10 protein-coding genes are annotated in these 12583 nt (G+C 70.4%); 4 read left to right on the top strand and 6 right to left on the bottom strand.

Annotation, left to right across the window (positions count from 1 at the left end; translation table 11 throughout):
- Positions 1-110: 110 nt before the first annotated feature.
- The gene (locus tag ACGF2V_RS05300; protein WP_362705453.1) at positions 111-1079 is read right to left on the bottom strand and encodes a ferritin family protein; all 969 of its coding nucleotides are present in this window, start codon (positions 1077-1079) and stop codon (positions 111-113) included.
- A gap of 681 nt (positions 1080-1760) precedes the next feature.
- On the opposite strand from ACGF2V_RS05300, the gene ACGF2V_RS05295 reads away from it, so the two are divergent.
- Positions 1761-4262, top strand: coding sequence for a GTPase-associated protein 1-related protein (locus tag ACGF2V_RS05295; protein WP_362705695.1), 2502 nt, complete (start codon positions 1761-1763; stop codon positions 4260-4262).
- 1601 nt (positions 4263-5863) lie between these two features.
- Here the strand turns inward: ACGF2V_RS05295 and ACGF2V_RS05290 are convergent.
- Positions 5864-6472: a hypothetical protein gene (locus ACGF2V_RS05290; RefSeq protein ID WP_362629008.1), complete on the bottom strand. Its 609-nt coding sequence runs from the start codon at positions 6470-6472 to the stop codon at positions 5864-5866.
- A 729-nt stretch (positions 6473-7201) separates the two neighbouring features.
- Between ACGF2V_RS05290 and ACGF2V_RS05285 the strand changes: the two genes are divergently transcribed.
- The gene (locus ACGF2V_RS05285) at positions 7202-7363 is read left to right on the top strand and encodes a hypothetical protein (RefSeq protein WP_362705456.1); all 162 of its coding nucleotides are present in this window, start codon (positions 7202-7204) and stop codon (positions 7361-7363) included.
- 126 nt (positions 7364-7489) lie between these two features.
- Here the strand turns inward: ACGF2V_RS05285 and msrB are convergent, their stop codons facing one another.
- From msrB to ACGF2V_RS05265, 4 genes are all read right to left on the bottom strand, one after another.
- On the bottom strand, positions 7490-7894 hold the full coding sequence (gene msrB, locus ACGF2V_RS05280; RefSeq protein WP_362705458.1) for a peptide-methionine (R)-S-oxide reductase MsrB: 405 nt from the start codon (positions 7892-7894) through the stop codon (positions 7490-7492).
- Between the two features lie 9 nt (positions 7895-7903).
- Positions 7904-9304 (bottom strand): UDP-N-acetylmuramate--L-alanine ligase, encoded by a 1401-nt coding sequence (murC, locus tag ACGF2V_RS05275; protein ID WP_362628999.1) that lies wholly within the window; start codon positions 9302-9304, stop codon positions 7904-7906.
- Between the two features lie 75 nt (positions 9305-9379).
- A complete protein-coding gene (locus tag ACGF2V_RS05270; protein ID WP_362629014.1) occupies positions 9380-9832 on the bottom strand; it encodes an indole-3-glycerol phosphate synthase in 453 nt (150 codons plus the stop codon).
- A 149-nt stretch (positions 9833-9981) separates the two neighbouring features.
- Positions 9982-10767 (bottom strand): pyrimidine reductase family protein, encoded by a 786-nt coding sequence (locus ACGF2V_RS05265; RefSeq protein WP_362705461.1) that lies wholly within the window; start codon positions 10765-10767, stop codon positions 9982-9984.
- 37 nt (positions 10768-10804) lie between these two features.
- Here ACGF2V_RS05265 and zapE point away from each other — a divergent pair, with 37 nt between their 5' ends.
- Together zapE and ACGF2V_RS05255 are read left to right on the top strand one after the other, a co-directional pair.
- Positions 10805-11947, top strand: a complete 1143-nt coding sequence (gene zapE, locus ACGF2V_RS05260; protein ID WP_362628993.1) for a cell division protein ZapE — start codon at positions 10805-10807, stop codon at positions 11945-11947.
- Positions 11948-12060: 113 nt separating this feature from the next.
- Entirely contained in the window at positions 12061-12486 is a 426-nt protein-coding gene (locus tag ACGF2V_RS05255; RefSeq protein ID WP_362628990.1) for an OsmC family protein, read from the top strand.
- The last annotated feature ends 97 nt before the right edge of the window (positions 12487-12583 follow it).

The following is a 12583-nucleotide window of genomic DNA, read 5'->3' as shown; positions in this document are numbered from 1 at the left end:
CGCCCCTCCCCCCCCCCCCCCCCCACCCCCCCCCCCCCCCCGCCCCCCAGCCCCCCCCCCCCCCCCCCCCCCCCCCCCCCCCCCCCCCCCCCCCCGCGCGTCCAGGGCGGTCACCGCACCTGGTTCAGTGCCTTCTCGAAGGCGGCGGCGTGCTTGGCCTCATCCGCGGCGGTGTCACGGAAGTACCGGGCAGCCGCGGTGTCACCGGCGGCGGTGGCTCGCTCAGCGAACTCCGGGTAGAGGGTGGTGGCTTCATTGCGCTCCACGTCGAGGGCTTTGTTCAGGTTCTCTTTCGTGGTGCGCACGAGTCCGGCCAGTGCGGCCTCGCCGGCGAAGTGCTCGTGCAACTCCACCGCCGCGGTGCCCTCGAACAGACGCGCCAGCGCGGGGTTGCCGCTCTGTTGCGCGCGGGTGGCGAAGAGCATGTACTTGGCGTGGGCGAGCGCCTCACCGTGCAAGGCCGTGTCGAGGTTGGCCTTCGTGCGGGCGGCCTTCACCTTCGCCAACCCGGCAGGAACGGACACCATGTCCACCTTCGGCGGTGCCGGGATCGCCCCGCGGCCGCTCGTCAGGAACGTCAGCGCCGCGCGGTAGGCGTCGCGGTGACGGCCCTCGTCCCCGGCGATCTCGGTGAACAGTTCGGCGGCGTCCAGGTCTCCGTCCTTGCGGGCCTGATCGGCGAAGCCGCGGTACATGACCTGGTGCTCGTAGGTCTCGCCGTCGATGGCCTGACGCAGGTTGGCCGTGTTCGTGCCCACCAGACCGGTGAGAGCGGCCGCCTCGCGCAGATGCTCGTCCATCTCGGTCCGTGCCGTGGTACGGAAGAGCTGGCCGATGGCCGGAAGGCCCTGGGGGTCGGCCTCAGCGGCGAAGAAGCCATACGAGGCCCCAGTAAACGCCGCGTCCTTCATCGCGGTGGCGAGATCGTCGAGAGTTTGTGCGCCGGCGGCCCGGGCTGCGGCATGCGTGGCCCTGTGCTGATCGGCCGGCGCGGCGAGGGAGACGGACGTGGCAGCCTGCGAGGCCGCCGTCAGCGTGCACAGGCAGACCAGGAGCCTGCGTATCGAGCGACGGAACATGATGTCCTCCTCCGGGAACGCTCTTGGATGCGAAGCGCCCCTGTCGATACAACCCGCACTCGCGCCCCCCGGCTCCTGCACGTGGCCCTTCCGGGTGAACACGCAGAGTGATCAAAGGCGTTTCGGCCATGTGCTCGCGGTTCCAGGCGCATGGCGGTCAGGGCCACTGGACGGACCGCCCACCAGAACTACCGGCCGGAACGCCCGATCGGGCGGCGCTCCAAGCTCTCCCTCAGGTCCGCAACGGGACCGCGCACGGACACGGGCACAAGGCCGGGCACGCCCACGGGACCAGGCACGAGCATGGGCCTCAGTGAGGACCGGGCCGAGCATGCGGTGCATCGCGCGCGACGGCACCACACCGGATGCATCACCCGCCATGCGGACGACCCGGGACACGGGCGACCCGAGCCCTCTTCGGATCCCGATGCGCCAACGCCCGGTCCGGCAGCTCCAGTTCGGCGCGGACCGTCTTACCCGGCGGCGCGGCGCGCTCCCGTGCGCCCATCCAGCGGAGTGCGTAAGGGAGTTGCGTCCTTGATAGCGTCGCTCCCGCGATTGCGGACCGCTCCCCGCCGGGGTCGTCCCCGTGACCCGTACGGCCCGCCCTCGGCAGCGCCGACGGAGCGGGTGTGCTGTCGGGCACGGGGAGGTCGCGGCATGGACGAAGAGGGCCGACGCATGAGCCTCGCGCAGTTGCACTACACCTCCGCCCCTGCCGCCTCCACGGGTGACGCCGGAGGCGGCGGGGGCGGGGGCGGCGCACGGTTCACGGCGGTCAGCGCCGGAATGCCCACGCAGGTGCTGGCGGATGCCGAGCAGCTCCTCGACTACGAACCGCCGGCAGGTGCACCGCACCACCCGACGGCCGACGAACTGCGCTCGTTTCCAGAGGCGTTCGGCTTCAGCGCGCTGTCCGACGGTGGTCATCTGCTGAGCCGCACGGTCGCGGTCGCCGGGCCGGGGGCCGTCGGTTTCCACGCGCACGCGGTGCATCTCCCCGCCGGAACGCGGCTGCCGGGCAACGCGCTGCCGATCGCGGCATGGCGGTCGCCGAACTGGGCCGCCACCCCGCCGGACGGGAGCGCGCCCGGTCGAATATCCGCCCTTCCGGCCTCCGCCGCCTTCGGGCCGGAGGCACTGAACGACTTCGCGGTCTCCCGAAGCCCCTGGCTGGCGGCGGTCTTCGCCGATCTGCGCCGGGTGTGCGAGGAACCGTCGTCGACACGGGTGGTTCTGGTGGAACGGCAGAGCGCCGACGTGGCACGATGGCTCGCCCTCGCCGGGGCCGTGCTCCCCTCAAAGTACGCGCACCGTCTCACGTTCACGACCTACACGCGCCGCCCCGCCCACTCCCCGCACCAGGTCGTCGGCGTACTGCCACAGGATGCTCCGAGCCGGGGCGGGCAGACTCCGGAGACGACCGATGGTCCCGCGCTACGGGTTCACTCGTGCGCCGAGACGCGTCCGGAGGATGTCGTCGACGACGTCTGGGCCGAGACATGTGCCCGGATCTGGCGGAACCGGTCGCCCGAGCTGTTCCGGGAGGCGGCTGAGTTGCCCGGCGCGCCGTTCTCCGCCGGACCGCTCGCCGTGACGGCGCTCTGCGCGGGCGTACCCCTCGGTCCCGAGGGACGTGCGGCGGCGGCCGACTGGGCCGCCGGACGGCCGTACGCGCTCGACGAGGACCGAACCCGCCTGCTGGCCAACGCGCTGACCGCTCCCGGCAACGACCGCACGAATCACGAACTGTCTTGCCTCTCAAAGCTGTTGATGGCTTTGGACGGCCGCGCACCGTCGTCCGTCACGGCGTCCCTCGGCGCTCTGCTGGTGACCGAGTCGGTACGTCGCGGCGTTGTCGCCCCGGAACCGCCCACACGCACCGCCTTCGCCGGACCGGACGGTGAACGCGTCGCCGCCGCGCTCGAAACGGCCCTGGGCGGCGATCTGCGTACGGAACTGGCCGACGGCACCCCGTACACCGACGGCACCCCGTCCATGGAGGGCGCACCCGGCCACAGTGTGGGCCGCATCGTGCAGTTGCTGCGGGTCGCACGTTTGCTGGACGTGGACTGCGCGGACCTGCTTCCCGGGGTCGTGCACCGCATGGCACGGTCGCTGCTGGACGTGGGGGCGGGCGACCACGCGCGGGGGCTGCTCGGCCTCCTGGACGAGCAGTTCGACGTCCGTACCGCGCTGCTCGGTGAGTTGGACCGGCTCGCCCCGCACGACCCCACCGCGGCGGAACGGCTGCTGGCCGATGTCGCCCTGCCGTTCACCGGGGCGCAGGCCCTGCCGCATCTACGGATGTGTGCCGCCGCGCCGGACGCCAGGGCGAGCGCCGGTGACGACCGGGGGCGGGCGCTGCACGCGGTGCTCCGCGCCGGGGCCGTGTCGCCGTTCGCCGAACCGCTGGTGCTGCGGACCGGGGTGGGGCTGGTGTGGGGCGCCGACACGCCCACCGCCTCCGAGGCACGGCAGTTGCTGGCCGCGACCACCTCCGACGCGCACCGCACGGCCGGTACCTGGCAGGTTCTCGTGGCCGCCGCGCTCGATGCCGCCGCGGACGACGAGGAGGCTCCCGAACTCGCCCATGACCTGCTGCGCGGCTTCCCGCAGGACATCGACGCGCGGGCACGCGGATCCCTGCTGCTCCTGGATTTCGCACGGGACCTGCGGTCGGGTACGGCGGAGTCCGGCTGGGCGAAACGGGTCCGCGAGCTGCGTGCCGGGGGCGAACCGGTCGAACCCGGCATCCTCGACCAGGCGTTGAACGCCCTGGCCGAACGGCTGCTCGCCCCGGACCGGCCCGAGGCCGAGCTGTACGCGTTCGTCCACAGCGACGACACCGACCTCATCACCGCCTACGGCCGAGCCGCCCGCGGGGGCCCGGTCCTCGCCCGGCTCCGCACCGATCCGGCGTACGTGGCCGATTGCTTCGCCGTGTGGACCTCCCACCCGCACGCGGGCCCCGCCTGGGCCGAGTCCCGGGCGGTCCTCCTGGAGGAGGTACTGCGGCCGGCGGTCCGGGCCCTGTCGATCGGTGACCTGACGGTGGTGGAAGAAGCCGCCGCACGCCTGGGCAACAGCCGCACCGCAGAGGCGTTCCGCGCCTGGAACCGCCCGACCGGCTTCGGCCGACGCCTCGGCAGCCGCTTGGCGGCCCGGGTACGGAGGTCGTAACGGCGGCCTTCGCAGCGGCGCTCCAGCCGCAACCGGACCGGCCGCCGCGACCGGTCGGCCGCTCGGATGCCCCGACCCAGGGCCAGGCGGGTGCGGATGAGCCGCAAACCGGACCCAGCCGCGGAACCGGCGAACCGGCTGGCGGCAAGGGAACGGTCGAGAAAGAGTAGCCGGCCGTTTCGGCCCGATGATGCCAGCAGCGTGAAGGCCCACCATGAGGGCGAGGCGGCCCTGGATCCGCTTTGAGCTCAGGATTGAAGAAACGTCCAAGGTTCTTCCAAGGTGGCTGAGCGAAGTTGGTGGCAGGGCTCGGGAACCCGGGCCGGACCGCTTGGGAATCCAGCGAATCTTCACCATGAGAAGGAGGAACACAATGCGCCTGCCCTTGAAGGCCGGAACGACCGCAGTCGGAGTTGCGGCCGCTTTATCGCTTGTCTCTCCGGCGTCGGCGTCGGCGGCAGATTCGAGCACAACAGCCGCTTTTCCCGACGTTACGGCGGCCGTGGAATACGACCAAGCAGTGCTCGGGGGGCCCACCTACAGCACGGGGCCTTGCGCAGAATCCAGTGCCGGCTCAGCGTGCTTCCAGATGTACGGGGACCGGATCTACCTGGTTGCGAGTACTCGTGGGGCATACGCCCGCTGGAGCAACTATCTCTGGAACGGCAGCTCTTGGCAGCTGTACCGGCAGGGAGAATGTTCCATCTCCGTCGTAGGAACGTGGGGCCACTGCAACAAGGATTTCTACGAGGACAGCACCTCTCCCAACGCATATGGAAGCCAGGGCAGTGGCGTTCGGGTGGCTATCTGCAACTCCAGCGGTAGTTGCTCGGCAGAGACCTGGACCCGCAACAACGGCTGACCCCGCGCTTTCATGAGGTTCGACTACTGAAACCCTCCGGAGCGGTCGCAGGGCCTCGGCGTAGTCGGCGGGCATCCGTTTCGTGACCACTTGCGGTGAAGGGAGCGCGAGCGGACGGTTCCTGTCTCATGTCCATGGCGCCTCGGTGGCCTGCGTCTCCGCGCACCGTCGGGCGGAGCCAGCCGACGGTGCCGGGGGTGATCCCCTGCGTGGCTGAAGAGACAGGTGCAGACGCGGACGACGCTCGTGCATGGGATGAGCGGCTGGGCTGGGCGTTCGTGCTGATAGCAGATGATCCGGCTGCGAGGAGTGCGGCACGCGCTGGCCGTCGTCCTCGACCTGACCGCGTGCGCGGTGGCGGGCCGACAGCGCACCCCGCGCTATGGCGACCTGGCGCAACCTCGCGGTCGGCGCCCTGCGACCGAACGGCGCGAAGAACATCGCCTCCGGCCGTCGCCGCACATGCGCGTGACGCCCGCCGACCCCTCACGCTCCTCGGCCTCGCCTGAGCACGAAATGGACGTCACTCGACTGCGCCGAAGTCCTGAGGGCTGTCGCAGAATAACTTCAGGCTTTGATCTTGGTCAGGCGGGCTGTCTCGCGAGGTCATCGAGTGGAACGGCGCCTCGGCGTTCCTGAGTTGTATTCCGACGGCTCCCTGGGCCGCTCAGGGGTCGACCGGATCCGGCGCATGCGTTCTCGGCGTTCTCTCAGGCCGAGACCGAGAGGTGACGCCGCCTCAGATGGTCGGGGTGTCGTCAACAATCGGCCTGTGAATCTCAACGACCGGCTTCCACCCCGCGGAGAACTCGATGAAGTCCGCACGGGTGGGGTAGGTGTCGATCGCGCGACGGTCACGCTTGGGGCTGTCGCTCCCCTTGCGCCCCCGGGGAATCTGCTCCTCGAAGATGTCGACCTTCACGTCGGGAACCTCCTTGAGGCCCTGGCGCCAGATCTGCACGACGTCGGCACCGAACGCCTGCCGGGCCGCAGCGTAAAGGGCCGTGAGGGCCCCCTTGTCCCCACCAGGGACGAAAAGTGCCAGGTCCAGCACGACACCGGCGGACTGGAGGACTTCGATGGTCACCGAGCCGTTCTCGTCGGCCAAGTAGATTCCGGCTTCATTCTCGTCGTCGGGAAGGCAGGAGACCTCTTCCTGGAATACGGTTCTCGCCGTGATCGAGCCGCCCTCGAAATCCTCACCGGACTTGGTCAGAAAAGCAGGGACATAGCAGTCGGGAAGCTTGAGTTCTGCCGTGTCGGCGGAAACGAAGAGCTTGTCCTTCACGCCGAGCTTCGTCACCTCTTCCAGCGAGAGGCGGCGAGCAGTGATCTTCTCCGTGTTCACGATTTCCCTTTCAGGTTGCACTGTCCCTCCGAACAAGGACGCTACCACGAAACCCCGAGGTCAACTGCCCAGTAATCGTTGGGTAAATGGTCTCCGATGACCTGCACGGGAGGATACCGAAGCGAGTGCCACTCGGTCGGGAACGGGCATCCGCCAGGCAGTGTCCCTCGTCATGGTGTTGGGAATCAACTGGCGGTTGCATTGCGGTGCGTTGGGTGGCACGGAGGAACCAAAAGAGAGTTTGCGGTGGATATCACCCATATCGCCTTCGAGGGGTGGCGGCGAGGTAAGGCGGTCCATTCGTCGTGCATCTCGAAGAGCGCAGCGGAAACAGACCGGATGGTCCGACAACGCGACAACGGAGACCCCCCACGGCAACATCTGGATGGAGCGCGAACCGGAAGTCGCGTACTACCGCGCCCTCTTCGGTCAGGACTTCGGCGCAGTCGGCTGACGCCCGTTGTTGACGTCTCGTCATGTTGGGTCGGTTTCATGTTGGGTCGGTACACAGTAGGCACGGACGTCCGCGATCATGGAGTTCTCTACGCTCTGTGACCTTGGACTGCCCGTGCCTGCCGACGCATCATCTCTGATCTCCCCTGCCTTTGAACAGCTCAGACCGCATCCGGAAGTGTCCGGGAGCTCAAGTCCCTTCCCTGGCCGCAGATCCCACTGCAGGACAGGACCCGCGCGACCGGTCACGGCCGCCAGGAGATCCGCCGGCTGAAGGTGTGCACGGTCAACAACCTGCTCTTCCCCGGCACCCGCCAGGCCGTCCAGATCGTCCGCCGCCGCGTCCACCGCAAAACCGGGAAGATCAGCCTCAAGACCGTCTACGCGGTCACCAGCCTCACCGCGAGCAGGCCGGCCCGGATCAGCTCGCCCGACTGATCCGAGGCGAGCCGCGCGCCCGGGCCGTTCGATACGCACTGCGGCGCGCCGCGTCGGACACGGCGCGCCGCAACTCGCCTCCGACATCGGCCCCGGACCGCGCCATCAGGCGTCAGGCGTCAGGCGTCAGGCGTCAGGCGTCAGGCGCAACGAGATCGAGTTGATGCAGTAGCGCTGGTCCGTCGGGGTCGGGTAGCCCTCTCCCTCGAAGACGTGGCCGAGGTGCGATCCACAGCGGGCGCAGCGGACCTCGGTGCGGACCATGCCGTGGCTGCGGTCCTCGACCAGTTCGACCGCGTCCGTGTCCTTGGGGTCGTAGAACGAGGGCCAGCCGCAATGCGACTCGAACTTGGTGTCGGAGCGGAACAGCTCCGCGCCGCAGGCGCGGCAGGAGTAGACGCCAGCGGTCTTGGTGTCGGTGTATTCACCGACGAAGGCGGGTTCGGTGCCTGCCTGGCGCAGGACCGCGTACTCGGCCGGGGTCAGCTCCTCCCGCCACTGCTCGTCCGGCTTCTCGATGTCGTACGACACGTCGCTCCCTCAGCTCGACAGGTGGTCCAGGATCCGCGGGCCGAGGTCCGTGACGTCGCCCGCCCCCATCGTGAGAACGAGGTCGCCGGGCCTCGCCATTCCCGCGACGGCGCCCGGGACCGCGGCCTTGTCGTGGACGGCGGTGACGTCGGCGCCCGCCTCCCGGGCCGCGTCGATGATCAGGTCGCTGGTGATGCCGGGGATCGGGTCCTCGCGGGCCGGGTAGATGTCCAGGACCACGGAGGCGTCGGCCAGGGCGAGGGCCTGGCCCATTTCCGTGCCCAGTTCCTGGGTGCGGGAGAACAGGTGGGGCTGGAAGACGACCAGCAGGCGGGCGTCGGACGCGGCGCCGCGCATCGCTTCGAGGTCCGCGGTCATCTCGGTGGGATGGTGCGCGTACGAGTCGATCACCTGCACGCCCGCGGCCTCGCCCTTGAGCTGGAGGCGGCGCTTGACCCCGGTGTACTTGCCGAGCGCGGAGGCGAGGTTGTGGGCCGGGACACCGAGGGCGACACCGGCGGCGAGGGCCGCGACCGCGTTGAGCGCGTAGTGGCGGCCGGGCACGGAGACGGTGAAGGTGAGGTACTTCCCGTTCAGGAGGACCGTGACCTCGCTGGTCAGGCCGCGCGGGGTGATCCTGTGGACGCGTACGTCGGCGGACTCGGCCTCGCCGTAGGTGACGACGTTCAGCCCGGAGCGGTCGGCGGCGCGTACGCGTCCGGTCAGCTCGACGGCGCCGGGCTGGTCGGCGGAGATCACCAGCGTGCCGCCGGGGACGATCTTGTCCGTGAACGCCTCGAAGGACTCGTAGATCTCGTCCATCGAGGCGTAGTTCGCGTGGTGGTCCAGTTCGACGTTGAGGACGATCGCGACCTCGGGGTCGTACTTCTGGAAGCTGCGGTCGCTCTCGTCCGCCTCGGCGACGAAGATCCCGCCCTCGCCGTGCGCGGCGTTGGTGCCGGGACCGGCGAGGTCGCCGCCGATGGCGTACGAGGGGTCGAGGTTCAGCTCGGACAGGGCGACGGCCAGCATGGACGTGGTGGTCGTCTTGCCGTGCGTACCGGCCACCGCGATGGCGCGCAGGCCGCCCATGAGGGAGGCCAGCGCGTCGGCGCGGTGCACGACCGGGACGGACAGTTCGGCGGCGCGCACCAGCTCCGGGTTGTCGGGGCGGATGGCGCTGGAGACGACCACGCACGAGGCGTCGTCCGCCAGGTTCCCGGCGGCGTGCCCGATGTGGACGGTCGCCCCCAGCGCCCGGAGTGCCTCGGCCGTGCCCGACTCCTTGGCGTCACTGCCCGCGACCTTCGCGCCACGCTGGGCGAGAATCTTCGCGATGCCCGACATCCCGGCGCCGCCGATGCCGATGAAGTGCGGCCGTTCCATGGCGGCGGGGATACCGGGTGTCATGTGCGAGTCCTCCGGGTACTGGGTGCGTTCTCGGTCGCGGACCGGTGCCACTCCACTGCGGACCGCGGGCCAAGCCTATTCGCTGTGTGCGAAGAGCTTGAGCACCGGTACGCCGACCTTGTGGCGGGCGCGCGAGGCCCAGTCTCGGTGGAAGAACTCCTCGACGTAGTGGGGCGCGGTCAGCACGATGACCTCGTCCGCCTCCGCCTCCTCGACCACGGTCTTCAGCTTGTCCAGCGGGTGGTCCTCGATCACCTGCCCGACCGCTTCGGAGCCGGCCTGCCGCAGCGCTTCCAGCGACACCTCGAGTGCCAGTTCGGCCGACTGCCGGGCGTCCTTGCCCTCCGGCTCCTCGATCTCCCGGGCGGCTTCCTTCAGCTCGCCCATCGCCAGGTCGTCGATGGCCCGCAACAGGACGTCGGCCTGGTCACCACGCGGCTGTATGAGCACGACGAAGGAGGTCGACTCATCACCGTGCAAGGTGGTGACGAACTCGACGTCCGCGGAAGTGAGGGCCTTCTCGATCATCAAAACGCTGGTGAACACCACAGGTGCCCTTCTGCTTCAGTGACCGTCGCCGGTCTCTGCTGAAACCATCCTTCCCCGTGCTCCCACGGGGTCTGCGAGAGTAATTGTTCCCACCGGTAGTTAAGCGGAACGAAGAGTTCCGCCGTGTGTCAGCCCCGGGGGTCCGTGTGTCGGGCCCGACGGTACCGAGTGAACAGGAAACCGGACTCCTCCAGGACCGACGCCAAGGCGAATCGTTCCGGCACGGCCATCGACGGACCGCCGGCGATCCGCTGGGCGTCCCCGGCGGTCAGCATCGGCGCGAGGGTCAGGCAGAGCTCGTCCAGCACCCCCGCCGCCACGAACTGGCCCAGCAGCCTGGGCCCGCCCTCGGTCAGCAGCCGCCGAAAGCCGCGGTCCGACAGCTCCCGTACCGCCCTGGCGGGGTCCACCCGGGCCCCCTCCCCCGCGATCACCACCTCGGCGCCCGCATCGCGCGCCGCCGCCATCCGGACGGGAGGGGCCCCAGCGCCGGTGAGCACCAGGGTCGGGACGAGCGGCGAGACGAACAGCGGCAACGAGAAGTCCAGGTCCAGACCGCCGCTCACCACCGCGATCGCCGGGGCGGGCCCCTGCCCCGCCGCGGCCCGCCGGGCGGCGAACGCCTCGCGGGCCCTGGCGGGCCGGTACCCCTCCTGCCGCACCGTCTGAGCACCCACCACGACCACGTCGGCCAGGGCGCGCAGGGTGCCGAAGATCCGCATGTCGCTCTCGCAGGAGATCGGCTGCGAACGCCCCTCGTGCTGGGCGGCGCCGTCGAGCGTCGAGACCATGTTGGCGCGCAGCCAGGGACCGTCCGTGTCGGGGTACGCGTAGGCGTCGGCCAGGTCGTCCAGGCTCCACTCCCCCTCGTCGTCGGTGGCTGTCAGGTCGGTCACAGGGAACAGGCGTCGCATGTCCGGCAGTCTTCCACGGCCCGTAGAGTGGGGGGTTGTGTCGTCCTCCACCGCCGTGCCGGGGCAGAGCCCCATAGCCGAAACGGCCCCGCTGTCCCTGTGCGCCCGCGAGCCGCACGTCCCCGCCGACCGGCTGGTCGCCGAGATGGTGCCGCCACCGCGCTTCGACGCCGTACGTTTCGATACGTACGTACCGGATCCGAAGCAGCCGAGCCAGCGCGAGGCGGTCGAGGTGCTGAACGGCTTCGCGGCCGGGCTCGGCGGGGCGCACGCAAGCGGTTCCGGCAAGAAGACCCGGGCGCGCAGCGCCTCCTCGGCGGGGTGGTGGCGGGCGACGGGCGGGCGGTTCGGCCGGAAGGCGGCAGCGGCACCGGCCGCGCCCCTCGGGGTCTACCTCGACGGCGGTTACGGCGTCGGCAAGACCCACCTGCTGGCCTCCCTCTGGCACGCCACGCCCGGCGCACCCGCGCTGAAGGCGTTCGGCACCTTCGTCGAGCTGACGAACCTGGTCGGCGCGCTGGGCTTCCAGCAGACCGTGAAGACGCTGAGCGGGCACCGGCTGCTGTGCATCGACGAGTTCGAACTGGACGACCCGGGCGACACGGTGCTGGTGTCGTCGCTGCTCAGCAGGCTGGTGGAGGAGGGTGTCGCGCTCGCGGCGACCTCCAACACGCTGCCCGGCAAGCTCGGTGAGGGCCGGTTCGCCGCCGCCGACTTCCTCCGGGAGATCCAGGGCCTGTCCGCGCACTTCCGCCCGCTGCGGATCGACGGCGAGGACTACCGGCACCGCGGGCTGCCCGAGGCCCCGCCGCCGTTCACCGAGGAGCAGGTCACCCGGGCCGCGTACGCCACCGAGGGCGCCGCCCTCGATGACTTCCCCTCGCTGCTCGCGCATCTCGCCCGGGTCCACCCGAGCCGCTACGGCGCGCTGACGGACGGTGTGCGGGCCGTCTGTCTCACCGAGGTGCAGGCGGTGCCCGACCAGGCGACCGCGCTGCGGCTGGTCGTCCTCGCCGACCGGCTGTACGACCGCGAGGTGCCGGTGCTCGCCTCCGGCGTGCCGTTCGACAAGCTGTTCAGCGACGAGATGCTGAACGGCGGGTACCGGAAGAAGTACTTCCGGGCGATCTCCCGGCTCACGGCGCTGGCGCGCGACGCGAAGGGTCTCGCGGCGCAGTAGGTTCGGGGCGTGTTCCCCCTGTTCCGGGGGAACCGCACGGGTTCCGGGACGTACCGCACGGTGCCCCGGAAACATCCCGTACCCACCGCGCACACCGTTCGAAGGGATCCATCATGGCTACCACGCGTCAGGCGCACACGGTCTGGGAAGGCGATCTGCTCCGGGGCAAGGGCGTCGTCACGTTCGACTCCTCCGGCATCGGCGACTACGACGTCTCGTGGCCGTCCCGCGCGGAGCAGGCGAACGGGAAGACCAGCCCCGAGGAGCTCATCGCGGCGGCGCACTCCAGCTGCTTCTCGATGGCGCTGTCCAACGGGCTGGCGAAGGCCGGCACCCCGCCGACCCGGCTGGACACCCGTGCCGAGGTCACCTTCCAGCCCGGTACCGGCATCACCGGCATCCACCTCACCGTCCGGGGCGAGGTTCCGGGGCTCGACGAGGCGGGCTTCGTCAAGGCCGCGGAGGACGCCAAGGCGAACTGCCCGGTCAGCCAGGCGCTCACGGGCACGACGATCACCCTCGCCGCTTCCCTCGCCTGATCCGGCGCACGGGGCGCGGGGCCCGGTCCCTCGGCCGCCCCGGGGCACGTGACGCACATGAGACATGGTGACCCGCGTGGTTCCCGCGCGCCGACGC

Source organism: Streptomyces sp. NPDC047982, from assembly GCF_043204165.1.
In the GTDB taxonomy this organism is placed as follows: Bacteria; Actinomycetota; Actinomycetes; order Streptomycetales; family Streptomycetaceae; genus Streptomyces.
Note: the sequence above shows the minus strand (reverse complement) of the source record. Positions and strands in the feature narration are given on the sequence as shown.

Bases quoted from the DNA above. Each gene is read 5' to 3' on its own strand.
- ACGF2V_RS05300 (WP_362705453.1), bottom strand. From the start codon at position 1,079: ATGTTCCGTCGCTCGATACGCAGGCTCCTGGTCTGCCTGTGCACGCTG.
- ACGF2V_RS05295 (WP_362705695.1), top strand. From the start codon at position 1,761: ATGAGCCTCGCGCAGTTGCACTACACCTCCGCCCCTGCCGCCTCCACG.
- murC (WP_362628999.1), bottom strand. From the start codon at position 9,304: ATGACACCCGGTATCCCCGCCGCCATGGAACGGCCGCACTTCATCGGC.
- ACGF2V_RS05270 (WP_362629014.1), bottom strand. From the start codon at position 9,832: ATGATCGAGAAGGCCCTCACTTCCGCGGACGTCGAGTTCGTCACCACC.
- ACGF2V_RS05265 (WP_362705461.1), bottom strand. From the start codon at position 10,767: ATGCGACGCCTGTTCCCTGTGACCGACCTGACAGCCACCGACGACGAG.
- ACGF2V_RS05255 (WP_362628990.1), top strand. From the start codon at position 12,061: ATGGCTACCACGCGTCAGGCGCACACGGTCTGGGAAGGCGATCTGCTC.